Here is a 23,015-nt window from a genome sequence, read left to right as displayed (position 1 = left end):
TCTAGTATGGGCACATCACTTGCGGCAATGGCAATAGCGTCGAACAACTGCCTGCGTCGGGTGCTCAGTCGTTGCGGTCGTCACCTGCCAAACGACACGACTGCGCTACGCCGTTACAGACCCTCGACAACAAAGCCTCGATAGGCCGCGCCCTTAAAGCGGTGCTGCGCGACAGCCTGATAGTCCGGGCTGCGATACCAGGCCAAAGCTGCATCGATTGTTGGAAAGTTGGCGATCGCCACCGCCTCCGGTGCCGGCCCTTCCAGCACCTCCAGAATTACGGTGACAGTGCTGGACTGCACCCCAACTTTCGCGACTTTGTGCCTTCAAATATTCGGTCGCGCGCGGCTCGAAGAAGTTGGCGCGCGCGACCAGTTCTCGGCGTGGATCACACGGTCGTAGATCGATTACTGCTCCTTCTTGAACAAGTCCTGGAAGATGAGCTGGCCCCAAGTGCGGCCGCGTGCGTGCACCAGCGCGCCGCCCTCGTTGAGCTTTCCCAGCTTGACGGGTGCGAACCCGAGTTGTTTGGCCAAGGCCGCCACCGGAGCGATCGCGTCCTCGTCGTCACCAGACAGAAAGACGACCCGGTGGCCGCCCTCGACGATCGGATCGGCAGCCAGGGTGGCCGCACCCAGGTGATTGAACCCTTTGACGAGCTTGGCGCCGGTGAACGCCTTCGCGACGAAGGCGGAGGACGGGAGGCCGTCCAGCTCTTCAGGGACAGGAAACGCGTTCATCGCATCGATGACCGTCTTGCCTTTCCAGCTCGGCAGGGCCTTCGCAACCTCGCGATGCTCCCCGAATGGGACCGCCAGGATGATTGTGTCGGCCTCGAGTGCATCCCGCAGCGACCTGGCGACGACCGTGGGTCCAATCGCCCGGGCCTGTGGCGCCAACGCCTCGGGCGGCCGGCGGCTCGCGACGGTCACGTCGATGTTTTTACGGGCGAAGGCGTGGGCGAGGGCCTGGCCTATCTTGCCGAATCCTACAATCGCATAGCTCATAATGCTTCTCCGATCTCGTGTTGATATTGATTTCCCGGCCCTTCAGATGGCCGAGAAGCCGCCGTCGACAGCCAACTCCACCCCATTCACGAAGCTCGAATCGTCTGAAGCAAGGAACAGCGCGACCGCCGCAATTTCCTCAGGACGACCCATCGTTCCCCGCGGGATCAGGGATTCGAACATCTGCTTCGCTTCTTCGGTGAGAACCTGGTCCTGCATCGGTGTGGCGATCGGCCCCGGGCTCAGCACGTTCACCCGGATGTTCCTGCCCTTCAGTTCGTTGAGCCAGGTGCGAGCGAATGAGCGCAACGCCGCCTTGCTCGCCGCATACACGCCGTAACCAGGAAAACCCTTCACCGAAGCAACCGACCCGGTCATGAAGATCGATCCGCCATCGTTGAACAGCGGCAACGCCTTCTGCACCGTAAACAGCGTGCCGCGCGTATTCAGGCCGAAGGTCGCATCGAAATGCTGCTCGGTAATCTCGCCCAGCGGGACGGCTTCGCCTATGCCGGCGCTCGCGTACAGGACGTCGATCCTGCCCTTTACCCGCTTGACCGTATCGAACAGGCGGTCGAGGTCGTCGAGATTGGCCGCGTCGCCGCGCACGCCGGTCACGTTCCGGCCAATCAGCTTGACGGCCTCGTCGAGCGCCTCCTGCTTCCGACCCGTGATGAAAACATAGGCGCCTTCTTCAACAAACCGCCTGGCGCTCGCCAGCGCCATGCCGCTCGATCCACCCGTGATGACTGCAACTTTACTGTCTAGCTTTCCCATGACTTTTCCTTTCAGGCTTCGTCTTTGGTCGTTCGGGGATTTCCCCGAGAACCTCGAGATGGGTCTGCCGGCGTCAGGCGTTGAGTGCGGAAACACGCACATCGGTGGTGCAAAATCGATCCGGTTGGACGACTGACGCCAGCCTCCACGATCGGTGTCCGTCATTCGGAATTGGGCCGCGCGCTGGTCGAAATAGGCTATGATGACCGCCTGTACCGCTGGTCGATGTGCCAGATTCGGGCTTTGGAAGGCGCACCGAGCGGTGCCGGATTGCACCATGATCGACTGGGATGACGTTCGCTACTTTCTTGCCGTCGCGCGCGGAGGCTCGGTGCGGGCTGCCGCCGAGCACCTCGGAGTGAACCACTCGACCGTGCTGCGACGCACCGCCCAGCTCGAGGAACGCCTCGGGGTGCAGATGTTCGAAAAGCTGCCTTCGGGCTACCGCCTGACGGCTGCGGGCGAGGAGGTCCTCGAGTTCGCGGACCAGATGGAAGCGTCGTCGCACCTGCTGGAGACGCGCGTCTTCGGCCGCGACCAGAGCGTGCGCGGGCTTCTGCGGGTGACGCTGGCGCCGCCCCTCGTGACACACCTGCTCATGCCGGACTTCGCCGATTTTGCGCGTCTGCATCCGGACATCGAGATGGAAATCCTGTCGTTTGGCGAGCTGGCAAATCTGACCAACCGAGAGGCCGACGTCGCGATCCGCGTCGTCTACGACCGCAAAACCCTGCCGCTCAATCTTCACGGCCTGAAGGGGCCGGAGCTGTTCGGCGGCGTCTACATGTCCCGCGATCGACTAGCCGTGTGGCGTGCGGGCGCGCCTGATCCCATCCGGTGGATCGTCATAAGCATTCATGGAATCCCGGACTGGGCCAGCGAGGGTGAGGTTCGCACCACGGGGGTTCCGTTCAGGACCACGGACGCCGGGGCGCAGATCGTTGCTGTACGGCAAGGGCTCGGGATCACGACACTGCCGTGCTTCGTCGGAGATGCCGACCCCCTGCTGGTGAGGGTGCCGGGCACCGACCTGCACATGTACGGAACGCTCTGGCTTCTCACGCAGGGCGAGACACGCAAGACGAAGCGCGTGCGGCTCTTTACCGAGTTCGTATCCCGCAGGCTGGCCGCATACGCGCCGCTTCTCGCGGGGCTGTCCGTATCGCGCGACTGACGCCCGGCAGGTCGCCGGAGAGGCTTGCCGTAATCCGGTCGGAAGCCGAGCTGCGATCGAAGCGTAATCCACCGCATCTTGGAGGCGCGCTCGTGACGGCGGGTTACGCGAACTATTGCGCCCTGTGCCGCTGCGCGCGTCCCGGCCGCAAAATCTGCCGCAACAAGATCGCGGCTCCAGCGACGAGAGCGATCGCGCCGACGCCGGCGAGCGCCAGGTTCACCATATGCGCGGACCAATACGGCAATTGCGGCTGAGCAATCCAGTCGAGATGCAGGAATGCGAAATCGGCCGGCGAAGCGCCGTGCCGTTGCCAGCCAAGTCTGACGAGACCCGAGAGCAGCAGCGCGCCGCCCGACCCGACCAGCAGAACGCCGATCAGCGCTTTGACAATGGACATCATGCATTCCATTGGTCTTGTCGAAGCGTCTTCGGTTCAAGCTCGAGGGTGGATTAGCCATAGGCGTAGTCCACCGCATGCCTCGTCGTGCAATGCACATGATGGCGGGTGACGCGGAGCCTGTCGTCAGGCCGCGCTTTGCGTGGACCCGTTGGCTAACCCGCCTACGTCGCCGTCGGCGGAAATATCACCAATCCGTCCGACCACTTCACGCCGTCAGACGAGAAATTGAGCGTGATCTGGTTCGAAGAGTTGATGCAGCCCAGCCACAGCGTGTCGTTGAACACGGTCAGGGTGGGGGCAGCCAGACTGGTCAGGCCGGCGAACTGTGTACTGGCCGGCCATGACAGGCCGTCGGTGGAGGAGGTGACCCGCACCTCGTTGTCGCCGTCGATGAACGCCAGCCAGAGCTTGCTGTTGAAGACGGCCAGCGCCGGCGCGTACGCGCTGGCGACTTTGTACACCAGCGAGTTGCTGCTCCAGGTCTCGCCGTCGCGCGATGAGCACACCAGCACCTGATTGCTGGCGTTGTTGGCAATGAACGCGACCCACAGGCTGGTGTTGAACGCGGCCAGCGCCGGGCCGGTCATGGTGGTTTGTCCGGTGACCTGCTTGTCGTCGCTCCAGCTCGTGCCGTTCTCCGATGAACAGATCAGCAGCCTGTCGCTCGAGTCGTTGGCGATGAACGCCAGCCACAGTTTGCCGTTGAATTCTGCCAAAGCGGGCCGGGCCGGGCTGGTCTGGCCGGTCTTCGAATTGTTCGTCCAGGTCTGGCCGTCCGTCGACTGGCAGGTGAGGATCCGGTGATCGCTGTCGTTGGAGACGAACGCCAGGCACAGGGCGCCATTGAATGGGGCCAGGCACAGCGCCGCGCTGCTGGTCTGGCTGTGAACCGAAACGGCCGCGGTCCAATCCTCCCCGTCGTCGGAGGTAACAGCGACAATCTGGTTGCTGCTGGCGTTGACGACGTAGACCAGCGACAACTCGTTGTCTTCGTCGCTCTGCGCGAACGGCGCCAGGGCCGGCGCGAACTTGCTCGACAGCGGCGGGTTGAGCGGTAGCGCGTTCTGCCACAGGCCCTTGGTGGGGGGATTGGTCGGCGCGTCCTTCGTGCTTGGATAGAGAGCGGCGACGAGGGCGCCGGCGGTCAGCGGCATTGCCGCGATCATCACGAGAGCCGGTATGAACGGAATCATGACCGGCACGGTCTTTGCCACCAATATGATGGCGTCCACGATCTGACCAGCGCTTGCTGTCGTGGACAAAGGCTGGCCCCATGTGCCCAGGAATTTGAGCCAGCCCGGGTCGGGCGGCTGGTCCGTAAAGTATTGCGTGGCATTGTTGGCGACGATGACGAACGACGCCGAGTAGTCCACGACCTTGCCGCCGCCGTCGGCGTAGTCGACCGGGCCAAACGTGATCAGCTTCCAGTCGAAGGCCCTGATCCAGAACGGGCCGCCGGGGGTGGGGCGGTTCGCGTGCGACCCTCTCGACACGTACACATTGGGTTGCGTGCCGGTGAAGCTCATCTCACCCGGAAGGCACCACTGCTCGGTGGAATGCTGCGAGAAGCAGACCGCAACCGCCTGCTGGTTGCTGTTGACCCGAACGGTCACGCACTCCCAGTCGCCCCAATGATTGGACTGCGGCAGGTCCATCTCGCCCGAGAAGCCGAGCAGCGGTTCGGCCCGCAGCGTCTCCGTGCCGTTGAAGTTGTAGAAAAGCCAGTACTGGATATCCACCAGATCCGCCTGGCCCTGCACGGCCTGAACGTGGACATAGGCCGTCGCGTTGCCGAGATCGCCGCCCTGGAAGGTGCTGGGGACGGTGCTCGGAACCGACAGGAAATCGTTCGGCCCGAAGGCCGTTATGTCACTCCATTTCCAGCCCGGCGGAAAATACTGCCCGTTATAGACCTGATATCCAACCTGCGACGTGAAGTCGGTCGTCGCGGCCGGGAAAACCACTTCCTGCGAATCCAGGAATGCCTTCGGCGCGAACATTTTGACGAGTGCCGTGAGATCGCCCCAAGCCATTTTGCCATTTCCCCAAAATACAATTTATAATTGTATCAAAGATCATAACATCTTTAGGGTATTTCGCAACTACAAGTATCATTGACGCTTGGCTCGCGCGATAAATTGACCGTGATGACTTTTGCCGTCGATCCGAGATTTATCCTAACTCCGTGACAGCTTCTCAAATCGCTTGATCAGCCGCGCGCGCTTCAGCCGTGACAACCGCTTGATCCAGAACACTCCATTTAGCTGATCGATCTCGTGCTGGTGACAGACCGCCCCTAGTCCGCTCGATTCCTCAGTGTGCACATTGCCGTCGACGTCGTGATAGCTGATCCGGACCCGCGCGTGACGCTCAATGTCGTCGTTCACCTCGGGCATCGAGACGCTGCCTTCCTGATGCATGATCATCTCGGGGGAGGCCCAAATGATCTCGGGGTTGACGTAGGTCCGCGCACCATTGACGGGGTCGAGGTCGAGCACCACCACGCGCAAGGAGACGCCGATATGCGGCGCGGTGATGCCGATGCCCGGTGCGGCGTGTAGGGTCTCCAGCAGATCGCGCGCCAGCTCGCGCAGCGCGTCGTCGAACACGGTCACGGGCTGCGCCGGGAGCGCGAGGCTCGGATCGGGATAGCGGACGATCGGGCGGATGGTCATGCGATCGTCTTAGGCCAGCGCATGGCGTCGGACAACACGCGCATTCCGTCGATGCACGGCCACTTAGAGCCGCTTTTCGAAAAACAAATCAGGGTAGGGGTCGTCGTTGAAGCGCGGGATTTCGGTCCATCCGCTCTTGCGGTAGAGTTGACCGGCTTCCGCCAGCGCGCTGTTGGTGTCGAGACGCAACACCGCGATGCCGAGCTCGCGCGCGGCGTTCTCGGCTGCCTCCATCAGGCGCCGGCCGAGGCCGAGGCCACGCGCGGCCGGCGCTACCCAGAGCCGCTTGATCTCCGCCTGCTCAGCCCCGCTGCCTTTCAGCCCGACGCAGCCGAGCGGCAGGCCGTCCGACATCGCCACGATGAAGGTGCCGCGCGGGCGCACCATGTCCTTGGCGTCGGGGTCGCGCGACAGCTTGACGTCGAAGCCGTGGCTGAAGCGTCGCGCGAGCTCGGCGTAATAGGCGCCGAGGCAGTAGCGCGCCTCGTCGCTGCGCGGGTCCGCCTCGTGCAAGGCTATGCCGTCGTGCCGGAGCACTGATGCGATCATGTCCATCGCCGCCAGCAGGGTCTCGCGTTGCGCATGACGGGCGAGGAAGTCTTCGGCCTGCCGGTTGGAGAGCGCTTCATAGGCGTTGAACTCGCGCCGGCCGGCCGGCGTCAGCCTGATGATGCGACGGCGCGCGTCGTCCTTGTGCGCCGTCGTCTCGATCAACCCTTCGTCTTCGAGGCTGCGCAGCAGACGGCTCATCAGGCCGGAATCGAGGCCGAGATAATCGCGGATGCCGCTCACATCAGCGTGTCCGTGCCCGATTGCGTTCAGCACGCGCGCCGCCCCAAGCGGCCGGCCGCGCCCGAGAAACGAATTGTCGAGCGCGCCGACGGCTGATGTCACGGCACGGTTGAATCGACGAACGCGGGAAACGGGATCGAGCATATAGCTGACTTTAGTCAGATATAATGCCGTCGTCAATTGCCGCCAGCCCGTCGAAAATTGACTGCATCGCCGCGCGGCATGACAATGCCGCTCACAAGAAGAATCGATATCGGGGAGGGCATTTCATGCGCACGATTGCCATCGCACTGGCCACGACCATCATGGCGGCGACGCCCGCCGCGGCCGAGTATCTGGTCAAGGAGGTCGGCAGCTTCCATATCGGCGGACACACAGAGACGCTGAACGGACTTCCCTCGAAGGAAATCGTGTTCTCGCCCGGTGCGCCGCCGATCAAGGTCGATCCGAACGGCGAGTTCGAGGTCGAGCAGATGTATGTCCAGTTCGTCAAGCAGGCCAACCCGAAGTCGAAGCTGCCGCTGCTGCTGTGGCATGGCGGCGGCCTCTCGGGCGTCACCTGGGAGACCAAGCCCGACGGCAAGCCTGGCTGGCAGCAATTCTTCCTCAATGCCGGCTATGACGTCTACGTCTCTGACGCGGTCGAGCGCGGCCGCGCCTCCTGGGCGCGCTATCCGGAGATCTACAAGAGCGAGCCGTTCTTCCGGCCCAAGAAGGAAGCCTGGGAGCTGTTCCGGATCGGGCCTGCTTACGAGGTCGGCGGCAAGCGCGAGGCGTTCGAGGGTGAGCAATTCCCGATCGAGGCGTTCGATCAGTTCGCCAAGCAGGGCATTCCGCGCTGGGCCACGAACGACGCCGCCACGCAAAGAGCCTATGACGCGCTGGTGCAGAAGATATGCCCGTGCATCATCATCGTGCACAGCCAGGGCGGCAATTTCGGCTTCACGGCTGCGCTCAATGCGCCCGACAAGGTGAAGGCGCTGATCGCGCTCGAGCCATCGGGCGCGCCGGATCCGACCAAGGCCGATGCGACGAGGCTGAAGGACGTGCCGCATCTGATCGTGTGGGGCGATTTCCTCGACCGGGTCCCGGTGTGGTCGAAGCTTGTGGTCAATCCCACCAAATGGAGCCAGGCGATCACCGCCGCCGGCGGCAAGGTCGATACATTCGAACTGCCCAAGATGGGCATCAAGGGCAACACCCACATGATGATGATGGACCGCAACTCTGATGATATCGCGAAGCTGGTGAGTGACTGGATCGCAAAGCAGGGGCTGGTGAACTAGAGCGTTTTCGAGCGAAGTGGACACCGGTTCGCGTTAAGGAAACGCGTCAAAACAAGAATCTAGAGCTTCGGTTCTGTTCAATCAGAACCGAAAATGCTCTAGGCGTCGTCCAAGCGCGGCAGCGATCCGCAGGAACGGCCGGCGCCGATTGTTGCGACGCCTATTTCAAGGTCTACGCCGGCAGCAGACCTGCTGCGCGATAGCCGTCGATCAACGTGTCATAGAGCGAAATATCCGAGCGGCTCCTCGCCATGAGCTGCGCGCCCGCGATCGCCGCGAAGATGGCGCGGGCCCGCTGTTCGCTTTTCCGGGGGGTAACCACGGCCGCGGCTGATAGCAGCTTGCTCAGCCACGCCACGTTGACGTCGGCAAAGGTCTGGACCTCCTGCTTCACCGCGTCCGGCAGGTCGTCATATTCGGCCGCCATGAAGCTGCAGAGGCACATGCGATTGCCGTTCGCGAGCGCTTTGCGAAACACCTCGGGATATTGGCGCAGGCAGCGGACCGGATCCGGGGTTTTGGCCAGCATCGACTCGAGATCAGCCGCCGTGTCCTCCCAATAGCGCCTCGCGACGGCCGCGCCGAGATCGGCCTTGCTCGGGAAATGATGATAGATGCTCGCGGCCTTGATGCCGACCTCGTCTGCGAGATCGCGGAAATTCAGGCCGCTATAGCCATGCGCCTGTGCGGTCCGTTTGGCGGCCGCCAGGATGGCTTCCTTGGAGCTTGAACTCATTTCTGGGCCTCACCGCGTCGTTACCTACCAAGTGATAGATAGACGTTGACGAGGCGAATTTAAAGGTTCTATATGGCGCCTACCAAGTGATAGGTAGGGAAAGGCAAGTAGCATGAAGATTCACGATTGGCCCACCGGCCCATATCCGGCGCGCGTCCGTATCGCTTTGGCCGAGAAGAACCTGCGATCTCGTGTGCAGTTCGTATCGGTCGATCTTTGGAAAGGCGAGCACAAGAAGCCCGGGTTCCTTGCCAAGAACTACTCAGGCACGCTGCCGGTGCTCGAACTCGACGACGGCACCTTCATTGGCGAATGTACCGCCATTACCGAATACCTCGACGCGCTCGACGGCGCGCCGACGCTCACCGGCAGGACACCGCGCGAAAAGGGCGTGATCCACATGATGAGCAAGCGCGCCGAGCTGGAACTGCTCGACGCCGTCAGTGTTTATTTCCACCATGCAACGCCCGGGCTTGGACCCGACGTCGAGATTTATCAGAACGCCGACTGGGGCTTGCGTCAGCGCGACAAGGCCATCAGGGGCATGCACTACTTCGATGGCATATTGCAAAGACAGCCGCTCGTTGCCGGCGAGGTGTTCTCGATGGCCGACATCACGGTGATCGGGGGCTTGATCTTTGCGGGGCTCGTGAAGCTGCCGGTACCGGCGGAGTGCGAGGCTCTGCAGGCCTGGTACGCAAGAATGCAGGAGCGTCCCAGCGTCAAGAACCGCGTGACGATGTCGGAGCCGAGCATGGCGTCGGCTTGAAATCGCTGTCTACAGGCGGCTGCTCTCATGATTTTGGGGTAAGCCATCGAACGGCCTGAGCTTGGACATATCCTGTTGCGAGATGGCGAAGCTACGTCCGCTGCTGTCATCGCCCGGCCTGTGCGCAATTGCGCACAGGCCGGGCGATGACACTGAGGGTCATTGGCAAGCGCGTGCGGCGACGGTCCCCCCGGCGCAAACGCGGGATGTCCGTCACGCAGCCGCATGATACGACCACGGCACCGCCCCTCTGGAGCCCGCCTTGATGTCCGATGCTGTCCCGAGCCAATCGCCCGCAACCGCCGCCGAGACCGATCCGCAAACGCTCGGCTGGATGAAAGGCTTTCCGCCGCCGCCGGACCGCACCATCACGTTCCAGAACGGCTCGTTTCGCAGCTTCCCTGAGTTGCGCTGGGCCTGGAGCAATGTGCGGCAATTGGTGCCGACCGTGAATGTCTGGCGCGGGGCAGGGCCGGCGTCGGCGCTGCCACGGGCGGAGCGCGATATCGGCGCATCGGCGTCGATCGCGATGGACGGACGTCCGATGACCTTCGCGCGCATGCTCGAGGAAACATATACTGACGGCATCGCCGTGCTGCATCGGGGAAAATTGATCTACGAGCGCTATTTCGGTGCGCTGAAGCCGCACAAGCCGCATATCGCGATGTCCGTGACGAAATCGTTCACCGGCACGCTGGCCGGCATTCTCGTCAACGAGGGCAAGATCGATCCGCAAGCCCCTGTTGCCGAATATGTGCCGGAGCTGAAGGCAAGCGCATTCGGTGACGCGCGCGTGCATGAGGTGATGGATATGACCACCGGCCTCGAATACACCGAAATCTATACCGACAAAAATTCCGCCGTGTGGGGGCTGCGCCGTGCCAACGGCATGGCGCCGATCGAGCCGGGCTATCACGGCCCGACCACCATTTTCGATTTTCTTTGCGCACAGAAGAAGCAGGGCGAGCACGGCAAGGCGTTCGCCTACAAGACCGTCAACACCGACGTGCTGGCCTGGATCTGCCGGCGCGCCAGCGGCATGACGCTGTCGGACCTGCTCTCCGAGCGGATCTGGACGCCGATGGGTGCGGAAGAGGACGCGCATTATCACGTTGACCGCATCGGGACCGAGAGCGGCGGCGGCGGCCTGTCGACGACGCTGCGCGATCTGGCCCGCTTCGGCGAGACGATGCGCAATCACGGCCGCTTCAACGGTCGCCAGATCGTGCCGACGTCCGTGGTCGAGGACATCGCGCGCGGCGGCGATCCCGAAAAATTCAAGCCGGCCGGCTACACCACCTTGCCCGGTGCTTCCTACCGGAATCAGTGGTGGGTGACGCACAATGCGCACGGCGCCTACATGGCGCGCGGCGTTCACGGCCAGGGCATCTATATCGATCCGAAAGCCGAGATGGTGATCGCACGCTATGCCTCGCACCCGTCAGCCGGAAACGCCGCCAATGATCCAGTGACGCTGCCGGCCTACATGGCGCTGGCGAAGGAGCTGATGGCGGCAGGGTGAGTGTCGGCGCGCCAACCGGACCTTTCCACGTCAGCGCATTTTCGTCTTGCGGGTCCGCTTGTCGTCGATGCGACTTCGCGCCCTGCCGGCCGATCGGCTCTTCACGTGATCGATGAAGGCGCGCAGCTTCGGCATCATGTGATGGCGGCTGGGATAGTACAGAAACACACCCGGCGCCATCGACGCGAACGGCTCCAGCACCTGCACGAGCTTGCCGGCTTTCAGCGGCCCGGCTGCGATCGGCCCAGGCGCTTGCGCAAGCCCCAACCCTTCTACCGCTGCGCCAACAATGGTCGGAAAATCGTACGCGATCAGCGGTCCCGCGACGGTTGCCTCGATCGGCTTGTTGCCGCTGACAAAGGACCAGGGTGCGATCGACCCGTTGGTGCGGCGGATGCGCAGGCAGGCATGCTGGCGCAGATCGTCGATACGCTCGGGCTTTCCCCGCCGGCGCAGGTAGTCGGGACTGCCGACGACCACGAAGGGGAAGGGTGGCGAGAGCGGGAGCGCAACCATGTCCGCGGCGATGAACTGGCCCATCCGGACGCCGGCGTCGAAGCCTCCGGCCGCAAGGTCGACCAATTCCTCGTTCGCGGAGATCTCGACCTCGACCTCGGGATAGGCCTGGCAGAACGATGCGATCAGCGGCTCCAGCAGGATCGGCACCACCGACCGTGGTACCGTAAGGCGTAACAGTCCGGCTGGCCGCTGTCCAAGGTCACGCGCGACCGCGCTTGCCGCGACAAGCTCTTCGAAAGCGGGCTTTGCGCGCGCGCGAAACCGCTCGCCGGCTTCACTGAGGCCGACACTGCGCGTCGTGCGGATGAAGAGTGCTGCGCCGACGCGCGCCTCAAGTGCGCGGACCGCTTGGCTGATCGCCGACGGCGTCACCCCGAGTTCCGCGGCTGCTTTACGAAAGCTGCGGTGCTGGGCCACGCTCAGGAACGCCTCGACGCCGTCGAGCGCGCCCTGCCTGACTGTGAAGTTCTGCTTCATAACCCGATGACATTATCGCGGATAGTCGATCGCGGGAAGCGGGCGTATATCAGCAACCGACAGCCGGGAGGAACCTGCGATGACCAATGTCCTTGATAGCATGCGCGACCACTATCGCGCGACTGGCCTGACCGAGCGGCTGAAGGCGGCGCTCATGGCGCTCGGCCCGGAAGATCAGCGGCTCACGCCCGAGCAATTGGGCGCCCTCGACCAGTTTCACACCCGGGGGCTCGTGGCGACCGCAGAGCTTGCCAAATTGGCCGGGATCACTGCCGACAACTCGGTTCTGGATGTAGGCTCGGGCGTCGGCGGACCGGCGCGCTTTCTGGCTGCGGCCTATGGCTGCCGGGTGACCGGTGTCGACCTCAGCGATCCCTTCGTGGATGCCGCGCGCTATCTGACCGAGCGCACGGCGCTGAGCGCGCAGGTGTCGTTCCAGACTGCGAGTGCGCTGGAGCTTCCGTTCGACGACGGCCGCTTCGACGTCGCATTGCTGCAGCATGTGGCGATGAACATCTCCGACCGGGCGCGGCTCTACCGCGAGATCCGTCGCGTGCTGAAGTCTGACGGCAGGTTTGCGACCTACGACGTCGTATTGAACGGCGGCGAGCCGCACTATCCGGTCCCCTGGGCGCGAACGCCGGCGACGAGCTTTCTTCTCACCGCCGCGGCGACGCGCGAGGCGATCGAAGCGGCTGGCTTTCACGCACTCGTATGGCGGGACGATTCGGAGGCGGCCAAGGCCTGGATCGTCCAGTTGCGCGCGTCGGGGCCGCCGCCGTCGCCAAATCTCGGCGTGGTGATGGGACCTGACTTCGCGCAGTGGTCCGCCAACTTAGGCCGAAACCTCATAGAAGGCCGGCTCGGCATTCTGACCGCAGTGCTCGAGGCCGCCTGAAACAACCCGCGATAGGAGTTCACATGTTTCCGCAAATCCTGTTCCAGACCCATCTCGTCCTCGGATATGTCGCGTGGCTGCTTTGCTTCGGCGCGTATATCTGGCCGCGGCTCAAGGCGATGGACCATTTCGACGCCCAGCGTGCGATCGCGACGCTGCACAGCTTCCGCTTCTTCGGGCTGGTCTTCATGCTTCCCGGTGTCGTCGGGCCCAACCTGCCGGCCAGCTTCGCAGCTCCCGCCGCCTATTGGGACTTCACAACGGGCGTGCTGGCCATGCTGGCGCTGCTGTCGGTCAGGATCCGTCCGCTGTTCTGGCTGTTCGTCGTTGCCTTCAATCTCGTCGGGTTTGTCGACTTGCTCTTCAATTATTACCACGCGGTCCAGGTCGACCTGCCTGCGAAGGCCGGGGAATTGGGCGCCGTCTATGCGATCCCGATCCTCATCGTGCCGCTGCTGATGATCACGCACGTCGCTGCGTTCTATTTCCTGCTGCGTCGCCGGCCCAACGCGACTCAGGCTTTCGGCGGTGGCGTCACCGCATGAGCGGGATGCAGTTCGTCGCGTAGGCGAGCGATCACGCTGTCCCAGTCGCCGAACGCCGGCTGGCGGATAAGCTTTGCCGTTGGATACCAGGGCGTATCGGTGCGATCGCGCATCCAGCGGAAATCTGCGGCATGGGGCAGCAGGATCATCACCGGCTTGCCCAGCGCCCCGGCCAAATGCGCGACCGCGGTGTCGACGGTAACAACGACATCGAGCAGTGCGATGATGGCCGCCGTATCAGTGAAATCGCTGATATCGTCGCCGAGGTGAACCAGGTTCGGCAGATCGCGGAGGACGTCGCGGTCAGCATCGCGCATTTCGCTTTGCAAGCTGATGCATTGCAGGGCCGGAGTCTCGAACAGCGACGCCAGCCGTGCGAGCGGGATCGAGCGGTTGGCGTCGTTGTTGTGGGTCGACGATCCCGACCAGACAAAACCGGCGCGCGGCCGGCCCGGCGGCAAACGGTTTTGCCAATGCTCCGGTCGCTCCGTGGGCGCTGCGAGATACGGAACGGACGCCGGAATGGTGTCGACCTCAGTCTTGAACGCGAGCGGAAGACTGAGCAAGGGGCAGTGCAGGTCGACTACCGGAAGCGGCGCACCGGACGTAATCACGCTGACGCCGTCGAGCTGCGACAACAGCGGCTGCAACTCGGCCTGAACTTCGCAGATCACGTTGGCGCCGCGGCGCGCCAGCAGCGGTGCATAGCGGATGAACTGGATGGTATCGCCAAAACCCTGTTCGGCGTGCAGCAGAATGGTCTTGCCGTCGACTGGCTCGTGTCCCAGCCACAAGGGGGCCGGAAGATCGCGGCGCTGTCTGGCAAGTGCCGCCGTCTTCCAGCGCCATTCATACGCGCTCCAGCCGGCGTCGAAATCACCCAGCGTCAAATGCGCCATCGCGGCTTCGAAATGGGCTTCGGCGAATTCGGGCGAGGCGGCCAGCGCCGCCTTGAAGTCCACCAGCGCGTCGACCGGCCGGTCGAGCCGGCGAAGGGTATGACCGCGATTGGTCAGGATCTGCGGATGACCGGGCATCGCCGCGTGTGCGGCATCGTAGCTCGCAAGCGCTTGGACCGGCTCGTTCAACCTCAGAAGCGCATTGCCGCGATTGACCAGCGCGCCGACGTGATCGGGCTGGCTTGCGAGCGCGGCCTCAAAGCTCGACGCCGCCTCGGCGAAGCGGCGGAGCTTCAGGCAGGAATTGCCGAGATTGTAGAGAATCTCCGGATGTTCAGGCGCTAATTGCAGCGCGCTGCGAAAATGCGAGATCGCCTGGTCAAAATGTCCGGCGGTGTGAAGCGCGAGCCCCAAATTCGACATAGCATCTGACGACGCGGGATTGGACTTCAGCGCGGCGGCGAGAAAGCGCAGCGCCTCCACCATGTGCCGGCGCTCGAAATTGAGCAGTCCGAGCAGATGAAGCGCATCGAAATCATCCGGCCGGTGTTCGAGAATCCCGGAGCAGAATCGTTCAGCCTTGTCGAAATCACCCTGCTGAAAGGCGCCATAAGCCTTCCGCTGCAAGCGCGGCAGGTTCGCTATCGCCCGAGATGTGTTTTTCGAATGTGCCGGCAAATGACCGTGTTCCGGGGAGCAAACCGAGGCGATCCGAAAGCGATCAGATTCGAATCAGCTCACGCCTGGAAAGGTAGCATTTTCTCTGTGGCGCGCGTCACCGCGACAGCACCAGCACATTGCCGAGCAGGATCGCGGACGCGCCGGCGAGGACGGGCCAACCCAAAGCGAGGTGCTCGAACAGCGCCGACAGCACGAGGGCTACGAGCGGCACCAGCGCGAGCGTATAGGCGGCGCGACCGGGACCGAGCCGGCGCACCAGCTCGAAATAGAGCATGAAGGTGACGCAGGACGCGGCGATCGCGAGATAGAGGAAGCTCACGAGATAGGGCACCGACGCGTCGGCCGCGAAGGTTGCGCCCGTCGCCACAGCCCAAAGCGCGCTCGCCGTTGCTCCGACCAGCGCGCCCCATCCGAGCACGGCGACGACGGGCAGCCCCGCGCGCTGATTGCGCGCACCGATCGTCGTGCCGGTGCCGGTCGCGACCGCTGCAACGAGCGCCCATGCGAAACCGGCAAGCGGCGCTGCTCCCGTCGCCGTGGCGCCAGGAACGAAGATGATGGCCAGCCCGAGGATGCCGCAGAGCGCGCCCCAGACGAAGCCGGTGGAGATCGGGACACCGAGCGCCGCGCGCGCGATCAGGGCCGCGAACAGCGACGACGTGGAGAGGACGAGCGCCGCAAGGCCGCTCGGCATCCGCGCGGTCGCTTCATAGAAGGCGATGAAGGCGACCGAGAAGAAAAGCAGACCTTGCAATGCCACGGCCGGCCGGTCTCGCGGGGGGATCGCAAGCGGCACGCCGCGAAGCCGTCCGTAGCCAAGCAGGATGAGACCCGCAAGGGCCATGCGCAGTGCCACCGACCACGGCGCCGGGGTCACGCCGGCCTGCATCGCGGTAGCCAGCGCGCCGCCGCCCCAGAGCATCGCGGTCAGCGCGAACAGCAGGGGCGTCATGAGGCGGCGGTGTTGTCGAGGAGCGAGCGCCAACCGCCGGTGTCGATGCGTGCGCTCTCTGCTTCGAGTTTGTGCAGGGTGGAGTCGAGTGTCACGCGCTCGGCTTCCGACAGGCGTGCCAGCAGTCGCGCCTCGATTGCGCTGCCGAATGCGGCGATCCGGTTGAAGGCGTTCCGGCCGCTCCTGGTGATGCTGACGGCAGCGAAGCGCCGATCGGTCTTGCCGGGCCGCCGCACCGCGAAACCGAGCTCGACGAGCTGGCCGATGCCGCGGCTGACCGCGAACGGATCCAGCGCGCAGGCACGGCCGATCTCGGAGGCGTTGGCGCCGTCGCGTTCGGCGATCACGGCGAGGATGCGCCAGCCGGCCTGGCTCAGTCCGAAGGTCTCGCCGTAGAAACCCTCGAGCGGGCGCGCGACCTGGGCTGCGACGAGGAATAGGCGGTACGGCAGCCAGGCGCTGAGCTTCAAATCGTCGTCGGGGGCTGGGGCGGGTTGTCTCATATCGGAAGGCTGACATAGATAATTGCAGTATGCAAGTATATTGCAAGTAGTGAGGAACCGCGCGGAAATCCCGACACACTTGTCACTCCCACCGTCGGTCGCCCCTGCGCCAGATTGGGCCATGAGCAACGACGAGCGACGGGCGGCAATGGAACAGCGCGTCAGTCCCGGAGTTTTGTCCCATTCGGAGGTTGAACCATCATGAGCAAACCCGAAACCAACGGTAATGCCGGACAGGCGGCGATGCCCACACCGCCAATCGTGTCGCGCGAGGCCTGGGAGGCGGCGCGGCTGGAAATGTTGGTGAAGGAGAAGGCGCAGTTGCGGGCGCACGATGCGCTTGCCGCCGCGCGGCGGCGGATGCCGTGGATGGCGGTCGAGAAGGCGTATGTCTTCGAGGGGCCAAAGGGCAAGGTCAGCCTGCTTGACCTGTTCGAGGGCCGCCGTCAGTTGATCGTCTATCGCGCATTCTTCGAGCCCGGTGTGTTCGGCTGGCCCGATCACGCCTGCCGCGGCTGCTCGCTCGGTGCCGATCAGGTCAGTCATTTGTCGCATCTGAATCAGCGCGACACCACGCTGGTCTACGCCTCGCGCGCGCCGCAGGCCGACATCATCAGGCTGAAGGCGCGGATGGACTGGGTGATGCCCTGGTACACGATCACGGACAGTTTTGACGCGGATTTCGGCGTCGGCGAATGGCACGGCCACAACGTGTTCTTCCGCGACGGCGACCGGATCTTCCGCACCTATCTCGTCAACAGCAGGGGTGACGAGGCAATGGGAACGGTCTGGAACTATCTCGACATCACCCCGCTCGGCCGTCAGGAGGTCTGGGAGGACTCGCCCGAGGGTTACCCGCAGAGCCCGCCCTACAAATGGTGGAACTGGCACGACAATTACGAGGCCGAGACCACGACCAACGCAAAATGGGACCAAGTGACGGATGCCGGCGTGAAAGCGTTCCGCGAGATCGCCGAGGAAGAGCGCAAGTCGACCTAGTGGCGGAGCAGGGAGGACCCAGCGTCCTCCCTAACGGCCGTCGTCCTTCGCCGCGATCGCCTTCAGTGCGGACAAGGTCTTTCTCAGTCCGCGATCGAGGCGCTTGTCGCGGCGGATCACCACAGCGAGCCGGCGGTAGAGCTTTGGCGAGAGCGACCGCACGGCCAGGTCGCGTTGCTTGCTTTTCCCCGGGACGGCCATGCCCGGCAGGATGGCGCAGCCGAGCCCGGCGCGCACCATCTCCTTGATCGCCTCGACGCTGCCGAGCGACATCAACGGCTTCAGCGAGACGCCGCCGCGGGCTAGCCATTCGTCCGCGGTGCGCCGCGTGTTGCCGCCCGGCTCGAACAGGACGATCGGCCTGGTCGACAGCACCGCCGGCGTGATCCGTGCCGGCAGCTTCATGTCCTGCGGCGCGATCAGGACGAACTCGTCATTCATGACAGGCGTAATCTCGAAGCTGCGCCCGGACACAGGCAGCGTGACGAGTCCGATGTCGATCGTATTGTCCTCGACCGCCTTGGCGATGTCAGCCGTGTTGCCCGTGGTGACCGTGATCTCGAGCGAGGGAAGCGCGGTCCGCAACTCTCTCAGGATCGGCGGCAGCAGGAAAATGCATGCCGTCGCGCCGGTCCCGAGCCGCACGCGCCCCGCGGTGCCCGTCGTCTGCTGCGCGACGGCATCGACCGCCGATGCGACGGCGGCGCTGATCTGCTGTGCGTGGTCCAGCAATGCCGTCCCGGCGGCGGTCGGCCGCGCTTTTCGTCCAACGCGCTCGATCAGGATCGCATTGAGGCTTCGTTCGAGCTGGCGCACCTGCAGGCTCACCGCGGGTTGCGAGAGCTGCAGCCGTTCGGCGGCAGCCGAGAAGCTGCCCGCCTCGATGACGACGCGGAAGCTCTCGAGGTAGTCCAGGTTGAGATTCTTCATCAAAGTATCTCTTATGCTTTGCATAAGATATCAAAGCTTCACTTATATAGCGCGAACCGGCATGCTGGGGCAACGCTGACGGCTTGAGCTGGATCGGGAGCAGGTGGAGGATGACAGGAGACATCAATGGCGTCGTAGTCCGCGACGCGACAGAAGCTGACATGGCGGATGTGCAGCGGATTTACGAACATCATGTGTTGAACGGGCTGGCAACCTTCGAAGAGGTGCCGCCGACGCTGCACGAGATGCTTGGGCGACGCGACGCCGTGCTGGCGGCGGGGTTACCGTACCTGGTGGCCGAGGTCGACGGACGGGTGGCCGGCTATTCCTACGCGACATCGTATCGGCCCCGGCCGGCCTATCGCCATACGATCGAGGACTCGGTCTATGTGTCGGAGGCGCTACGTGGCCGCCGCATCGGTGCGGCCTTGCTCCAGGCCCTGATCGCGCGGGCCGAGGCCGGACCCTGGCGGCAGATGCTGGCGGTGATCGGTAACAGCGGCAACGCCGGATCGATCGCGCTGCACCGGCGCATGGGCTTCGCGCCGGTGGGGACGCTCAAGTCCGTCGGCTTCAAGCTCGGGCAATGGGTCGATACTGTCTTGATGCAACGCTCGCTTGGTCCGGGCGACGCGGCGCCTCCGTCGGCGCTCGAGGAGCCGCGCAATTGATCGCACGCCGGGTCGTCGTCGCCCTCGGGCTTGGCCAATTGATATCCTGGGGCGCCACCTACTATTTGATCGGCGGCTTCGGCGAACAGATCGGCGCGGACCTCGGCTGGAGCCGCGATATCGTCTATGGCGGCTTTGCCGCCGCGCTCCTGGTGATGGGGGTGGCGTCGCCGCTGGTGGGCCGGTTGGTCGATCGCCGTGGCGGCCGAGATGTCATGGTCGTGGGCGCGGTGGTGAATGCCATTGGTTGCGCCGGTCTCGCGCTCTCGCATCAGGTCGCGACGTATTACGCGTTCTGGATCGTCCTTGGCCTCGGCATGCGGCTGACGCTGTACGATGCCGCCTTTGCGGCGTTGGCGCGGATCGGCGGACCGGAGGCGCGTCGCGCCATGTCCGGGATCACGTTGCTCGGCGGATTGGCCGCCACCGTGTTCTGGCCGCTCGGCCACATCCTCTCGGAGCATTCCGGCTGGCGCACAGCGTTGCTCGTTTACGCCGGGTGTGCACTCCTGACGATCCCGCTTCATCTGTTGATTCCGACCCAACGGTATGCCGGCCCATCGAGCCTTGCCGCGGCGGCGCCAAGGCAGCCGCTCGCCGTCAGCCAGCGGCAGGTCGCGCTCGGAGGCGGTCTCTATGCCGTGATCATGACCGGGGCCAATTTCCTCAACGCCGGCATGTCCGCCCACATGATCGCGGTGCTTACCGGATTGGGGCTCACTGCGTCGGTAGCTGTATGGATCGCGACCTTGCGAGGAATCGGGCAGTCCGCAGCCCGTCTCTGCGAGATTCTGTTCGGCAGGCGGGTCGATCCGCTCGCACTCAACCTGATGGCCTGCCTGATCATGCCGCTCTCCTTCGTCGCCGGACTGTTCAGCGGCGGTTCGACGGAGATGGGAATCGCATTCGCGCTGCTGTATGGCGCCTGCAACGGCATCCTGACCATCACCAGGGGGACATTGCCCTTGGTCCTGTTCGACCATCGCAGCTACGGGACGCTGGTGGGGCGGCTGATCGTTCCAAGCTTCATCTTCCCCGCGGCGGCGCCACTGCTTTACGCCATCGTCATTGACCGATCCGGCAATGCGGGGGCGCTGTATCTATCGATCGGCCTCGCTATGATGACGCTGCTCGCGGCCGTCATGCTGAAGGTGTTGTTTCCGAGAGCGCCCTGAGGTCATTATACCCCTGCTGATGTACCGCATGGGGAACAAGAATATGAAACGCCTGGTCAAAGGTCGTCTCGCCGCGCTGGTCTTTGCCGCAAGCCTGCTTTGCACCGGAACCAGATACGCGCTCGCCGAATCCGCCACGCCCGCGCAATCGCAGGGCGACAAGACCGTCGCATTGCTCAAGAAACTGATCGCCTTCGACACGTCGAACGGGCCGGGGGACACGCGGGCGCTCGCCGAATATCTGAAGTCGCAGTTCGAGCCGCTCGGCGCCGAAGTCGACATCTTCGTTGCTCCGAACGGGAAGGCCGCGCACTTCATCGCGCGGCTTCGCGGCGATGGCTCCAAGAAGCCGGTCCTGCTGGCCGCGCATGCTGACGTCGTTCCGGTCGAGCGGGAGAAATGGACGGTGGAACCGTTCGCCGGCGTCGAGAAGGATGGTTTCGTCTATGGCCGAGGCGCGATGGATTTCAAGGGCGGGCTCGCCGTGTTCGCACGCGCGGTGATGCGGCTTGCCGAGGAGAAGACGCCGCTGGCGCGCGACGTGATCTTCCTGGCCGAGGCTGACGAAGAGCAGGGGCAGTACAGCACGGTGTGGCTGGCGAAGAACCATTGGGACAAGATCGATGCGGAGTTCGCGCTCAACGAAGGCGGCTATGTCCTGCAGGGGCGCGACGGCACCGTGCGGCAGATCAGCGTCACGACGGCAGACAAGCTCTCCGCCACCTTCGCGTTGAGGGCCACCGGCCGCTCGGGCCATTCCTCGCGCCCGTTCCCACCGGGCGAGATGGCCAACGATCGCCTGATCGCGGCGTTGGCGAAGCTGGCCGCGCATGATCCGGCGGTCAAGCTCGTGCCGGCGACGGAAGCCTATTTCAGGGCGTTGCTCCCGATCAGCTCGGAACAGACGGCATCCGACATCAAGCAGCTTTTGAACGCGAAAGATCAGAGCGATCTTGAAGCGGCGGGAAAGAAGCTCGTGGCCGACAATCCCAAAGATGGCCTCCTGCTGCACGCACTGCTCCGCGACACCGTGGTCATCACCATGATCGAGGCCGGCATCAAGCCCAACGTCATTCCCGGCGACGCCAAGGCGATCGTCAACACACGGCTGCTTCCGGGAACGACGGCCGATCAGATGATCGCGGAAATCAAGCGCGCGATTGGCGATCCCGATATTGAGGTCAGCCTCGTGACGCCGCTGACGCAGCAGGAAGCGCGGGACGTCTATCTGAAGCGCACCAACGCGCCGCCGTCGCCGGTCGACACCGCGCTTTACGCGGCGCTCGACCGCAATGCCAAGCTGATATGGAAAGATGCCGTGCTGGTGCCCACGCTGTTCGAGGCCGGCACCGATGCCATGGCCTGGCGCGAGCACAACGTTCCCGTCTATGGCATCTACCCTTACCCGCTCGACGACGACATCCTGAGCCGGATGCATGGCAACGACGAAAGGATCGGGGTCGAGGCCATCAAGCAGGGGACAGAGTGGATCTACAACACGCTGCGTGAGGTCGCGAAGAAGTAGATCGTCGTGCCGGCGATGGAGTTGCCCCCAGACGTCGCGCTTGCCAGGCCTCACTTCACCAAGGTCAGCAGCGGCTTGTCCTTCTCGACGATGTAGGTCGCAAGCTCGCTGGCGGTGACGTTGCCGACGTTCTTCGCCGCATGAATCGTTCCGGCCGGAATGAACAGCACGTCGCCGGCCTTCAGCGTCGCCGGCGGCTTGCCCTCGACGTCATATTCGAGCGTGCCGGCGAGCACATAGATGATCTCTTCGCCCGGATGGGTGTGCTGGGGGAATGCCACGCCGGACTCGATATCGACCCGCACCTGGACCGCTTCGCGTCCTGAAACGCTGAGGTCATGGCGCTGCAGGTCGGTTCGCTTGATGCCGGTCGGCTGCTGCGCCTGTGCTGCGGGGAGGGCGAGGACGCTGGCGGCGACCAAAGCTGCGATCGCGATCGCGCGCGGCGTATTTGCGAAGATGCTCATGTCGAACTCCTGATATCCTTGGTTTCGCTGACCCGCACGGACCGGGCCGACAAGCGGCCGGTCCGCATCGGGAGTCTGACTATCATGCTGTCACTCTGTCGCGTCAGACGAGGGTGGTCGTCACATCGATGTTGCCGTGGACGGCCTTGGAGTAGGGGCAGATACCATGCGCGGCCTCGATCAGCTCCTGCGCAACCTCGCGCGCGACGCCTGATATGTGGACGTTGAGGCGCGCGCGCAGAAAGAAGTCGCTGCCGGCCAGATTCAGATCGATCTCGGCGTCGACCTCGGGCTCGCTCGGCAGCTTGACCTTGCGCTGTGTCGCGGCGAGCTGGATCGCGCCGATGTAGCAAGCCGACCAGGCGGCGGCGAACAGGTTTTCAGCGGCCGGGTGCGGCTGCGGCAGCTTGACGTCGAGGAAGCCGTCGCTCGAGCGGGCCGCGCCGTTGGGGCCGGCGGTGACGTGGGTCTTTCCGGTGAAGAGAACTTTTGCGGTGGCGGTCATGGCGTAATCCTTTCTGCTGGAGAAATATCGTATCCGATTTAATCGGATGCGGGTCGAAATAAACCGCAGGCAGGGTCATGTCAAGCACTTCCGATTTAATCGGATACGATTTATATCGGTAGCGACTT

General features: G+C 63.9%; 25 protein-coding genes. 10 read left to right on the top strand and 15 right to left on the bottom strand.

Annotation, left to right across the window (positions count from 1 at the left end; genetic code table 11):
• Positions 1-113: 113 nt before the first annotated feature.
• The 3 genes from UP09_RS03090 to UP09_RS03080 all read right to left on the bottom strand — a co-directional run bounded on the left by UP09_RS03090 (position 114) and on the right by UP09_RS03080 (position 1,784).
• Complete coding sequence (locus UP09_RS03090) at positions 114-302, bottom strand: DUF1330 domain-containing protein (protein WP_044536547.1); 189 nt, start codon at positions 300-302, stop codon at positions 114-116.
• A 105-nt stretch (positions 303-407) separates the two neighbouring features.
• Entirely contained in the window at positions 408-1,007 is a 600-nt protein-coding gene (locus UP09_RS03085; RefSeq protein WP_044536546.1) for an NADPH-dependent F420 reductase, read from the bottom strand.
• Between the two features lie 42 nt (positions 1,008-1,049).
• Positions 1,050-1,784, bottom strand: coding sequence for an SDR family NAD(P)-dependent oxidoreductase (locus UP09_RS03080; protein WP_044536545.1), 735 nt, complete (start codon positions 1,782-1,784; stop codon positions 1,050-1,052).
• A gap of 277 nt (positions 1,785-2,061) precedes the next feature.
• Between UP09_RS03080 and UP09_RS03075 the strand changes: the two genes are divergently transcribed.
• The gene (locus UP09_RS03075; protein ID WP_044536544.1) at positions 2,062-2,958 is read left to right on the top strand and encodes a LysR family transcriptional regulator; all 897 of its coding nucleotides are present in this window, start codon (positions 2,062-2,064) and stop codon (positions 2,956-2,958) included.
• A gap of 112 nt (positions 2,959-3,070) precedes the next feature.
• On the opposite strand, the gene UP09_RS03070 is transcribed toward UP09_RS03075, so the two are convergent.
• The 4 genes from UP09_RS03070 to UP09_RS03055 form a co-directional block, all read right to left on the bottom strand.
• Positions 3,071-3,358: a hypothetical protein gene (locus UP09_RS03070; RefSeq protein ID WP_156164413.1), complete on the bottom strand. Its 288-nt coding sequence runs from the start codon at positions 3,356-3,358 to the stop codon at positions 3,071-3,073.
• A 164-nt stretch (positions 3,359-3,522) separates the two neighbouring features.
• Complete coding sequence (locus UP09_RS03065; protein WP_044536542.1) at positions 3,523-5,394, bottom strand: Vps62-related protein; 1,872 nt, start codon at positions 5,392-5,394, stop codon at positions 3,523-3,525.
• A 144-nt stretch (positions 5,395-5,538) separates the two neighbouring features.
• The gene (locus UP09_RS03060; protein ID WP_044536541.1) at positions 5,539-6,036 is read right to left on the bottom strand and encodes a peptide deformylase; all 498 of its coding nucleotides are present in this window, start codon (positions 6,034-6,036) and stop codon (positions 5,539-5,541) included.
• A 63-nt stretch (positions 6,037-6,099) separates the two neighbouring features.
• Positions 6,100-6,972: a bifunctional helix-turn-helix transcriptional regulator/GNAT family N-acetyltransferase gene (locus UP09_RS03055; RefSeq protein WP_044536540.1), complete on the bottom strand. Its 873-nt coding sequence runs from the start codon at positions 6,970-6,972 to the stop codon at positions 6,100-6,102.
• A gap of 125 nt (positions 6,973-7,097) precedes the next feature.
• Between UP09_RS03055 and UP09_RS03050 the strand changes: the two genes are divergently transcribed.
• On the top strand, positions 7,098-8,114 hold the full coding sequence (locus UP09_RS03050; protein ID WP_052832956.1) for an alpha/beta hydrolase: 1,017 nt from the start codon (positions 7,098-7,100) through the stop codon (positions 8,112-8,114).
• A gap of 172 nt (positions 8,115-8,286) precedes the next feature.
• On the opposite strand, the gene UP09_RS03045 is transcribed toward UP09_RS03050, so the two are convergent.
• The gene (locus tag UP09_RS03045) at positions 8,287-8,850 is read right to left on the bottom strand and encodes a TetR/AcrR family transcriptional regulator (protein ID WP_044536539.1); all 564 of its coding nucleotides are present in this window, start codon (positions 8,848-8,850) and stop codon (positions 8,287-8,289) included.
• Between the two features lie 112 nt (positions 8,851-8,962).
• Between UP09_RS03045 and UP09_RS03040 the strand changes: the two genes are divergently transcribed.
• Together UP09_RS03040 and UP09_RS03035 are read left to right on the top strand one after the other, a co-directional pair.
• Positions 8,963-9,619, top strand: a complete 657-nt coding sequence (locus UP09_RS03040) for a glutathione S-transferase (RefSeq protein WP_044536538.1) — start codon at positions 8,963-8,965, stop codon at positions 9,617-9,619.
• A gap of 265 nt (positions 9,620-9,884) precedes the next feature.
• Positions 9,885-11,141: a serine hydrolase domain-containing protein gene (locus tag UP09_RS03035; protein WP_044536537.1), complete on the top strand. Its 1,257-nt coding sequence runs from the start codon at positions 9,885-9,887 to the stop codon at positions 11,139-11,141.
• 30 nt (positions 11,142-11,171) lie between these two features.
• On the opposite strand, the gene UP09_RS03030 is transcribed toward UP09_RS03035, so the two are convergent.
• Positions 11,172-12,137, bottom strand: a complete 966-nt coding sequence (locus UP09_RS03030; RefSeq protein ID WP_044536536.1) for a LysR family transcriptional regulator — start codon at positions 12,135-12,137, stop codon at positions 11,172-11,174.
• Between the two features lie 79 nt (positions 12,138-12,216).
• Here UP09_RS03030 and UP09_RS03025 point away from each other — a divergent pair, with 79 nt between their 5' ends.
• Positions 12,217-13,035, top strand: coding sequence for a class I SAM-dependent methyltransferase (locus tag UP09_RS03025; RefSeq protein ID WP_044536535.1), 819 nt, complete (start codon positions 12,217-12,219; stop codon positions 13,033-13,035).
• A gap of 23 nt (positions 13,036-13,058) precedes the next feature.
• Positions 13,059-13,580: a DUF8737 domain-containing protein gene (locus tag UP09_RS03020; protein ID WP_044536534.1), complete on the top strand. Its 522-nt coding sequence runs from the start codon at positions 13,059-13,061 to the stop codon at positions 13,578-13,580.
• Here the strand turns inward: UP09_RS03020 and UP09_RS03015 are convergent.
• The 3 genes from UP09_RS03015 to UP09_RS03005 all read right to left on the bottom strand — a co-directional run bounded on the left by UP09_RS03015 (position 13,550) and on the right by UP09_RS03005 (position 16,615).
• Positions 13,550-15,106: a tetratricopeptide repeat protein gene (locus tag UP09_RS03015; protein ID WP_052832932.1), complete on the bottom strand. Its 1,557-nt coding sequence runs from the start codon at positions 15,104-15,106 to the stop codon at positions 13,550-13,552. The genes UP09_RS03020 and UP09_RS03015 overlap by 31 nt on opposite strands.
• Before the next feature lie 148 nt (positions 15,107-15,254).
• Positions 15,255-16,112 carry a DMT family transporter gene (locus UP09_RS03010; RefSeq protein WP_044536533.1) on the bottom strand — a complete coding sequence of 286 codons (858 nt, stop codon included), beginning with the start codon at positions 16,110-16,112 and terminating at the stop codon, positions 15,255-15,257.
• A complete protein-coding gene (locus tag UP09_RS03005; protein ID WP_044536532.1) occupies positions 16,109-16,615 on the bottom strand; it encodes a MarR family winged helix-turn-helix transcriptional regulator in 507 nt (168 codons plus the stop codon). Before UP09_RS03005 ends, UP09_RS03010 begins: the two co-directional genes overlap by 4 nt.
• Positions 16,616-16,816: 201 nt before the next feature.
• Here UP09_RS03005 and UP09_RS03000 point away from each other — a divergent pair, with 201 nt between their 5' ends.
• Positions 16,817-17,614 (top strand): DUF899 domain-containing protein, encoded by a 798-nt coding sequence (locus UP09_RS03000; RefSeq protein ID WP_044536531.1) that lies wholly within the window; start codon positions 16,817-16,819, stop codon positions 17,612-17,614.
• Positions 17,615-17,644: 30 nt separating this feature from the next.
• Here the strand turns inward: UP09_RS03000 and UP09_RS02995 are convergent, their stop codons facing one another.
• A complete protein-coding gene (locus UP09_RS02995) occupies positions 17,645-18,544 on the bottom strand; it encodes a LysR family transcriptional regulator (RefSeq protein WP_044536530.1) in 900 nt (299 codons plus the stop codon).
• A 110-nt stretch (positions 18,545-18,654) separates the two neighbouring features.
• On the opposite strand from UP09_RS02995, the gene UP09_RS02990 reads away from it, so the two are divergent.
• From UP09_RS02990 to UP09_RS02980, 3 genes are read left to right on the top strand one after another with little or no spacing between them, the layout of a single operon-like run.
• Positions 18,655-19,215, top strand: coding sequence for a GNAT family N-acetyltransferase (locus UP09_RS02990; RefSeq protein ID WP_044536529.1), 561 nt, complete (start codon positions 18,655-18,657; stop codon positions 19,213-19,215).
• Positions 19,212-20,390, top strand: a complete 1,179-nt coding sequence (locus UP09_RS02985) for an MFS transporter (RefSeq protein WP_044536528.1) — start codon at positions 19,212-19,214, stop codon at positions 20,388-20,390. The genes UP09_RS02990 and UP09_RS02985 overlap by 4 nt, the downstream gene beginning before the upstream one ends.
• A gap of 43 nt (positions 20,391-20,433) precedes the next feature.
• Entirely contained in the window at positions 20,434-21,915 is a 1,482-nt protein-coding gene (locus UP09_RS02980) for a M20/M25/M40 family metallo-hydrolase (protein WP_197082587.1), read from the top strand.
• 50 nt (positions 21,916-21,965) lie between these two features.
• Here UP09_RS02980 and UP09_RS02975 read toward each other — a convergent pair whose 3' ends face one another.
• Positions 21,966-22,382: a cupin domain-containing protein gene (locus UP09_RS02975; protein ID WP_044536527.1), complete on the bottom strand. Its 417-nt coding sequence runs from the start codon at positions 22,380-22,382 to the stop codon at positions 21,966-21,968.
• A gap of 103 nt (positions 22,383-22,485) precedes the next feature.
• On the bottom strand, positions 22,486-22,887 hold the full coding sequence (locus tag UP09_RS02970; protein ID WP_044536526.1) for an Ohr family peroxiredoxin: 402 nt from the start codon (positions 22,885-22,887) through the stop codon (positions 22,486-22,488).
• Between the last annotated feature and the right edge of the window lie 128 nt (positions 22,888-23,015).

Origin of the sequence: Bradyrhizobium sp. LTSP885 (assembly GCF_000938305.1) — a bacterium.
Taxonomy (GTDB): domain Bacteria; phylum Pseudomonadota; class Alphaproteobacteria; order Rhizobiales; family Xanthobacteraceae; genus Bradyrhizobium.
The sequence above is the reverse complement of the archived record's forward strand: the minus strand, read 5'-3'. Positions and strand labels throughout refer to the sequence as shown.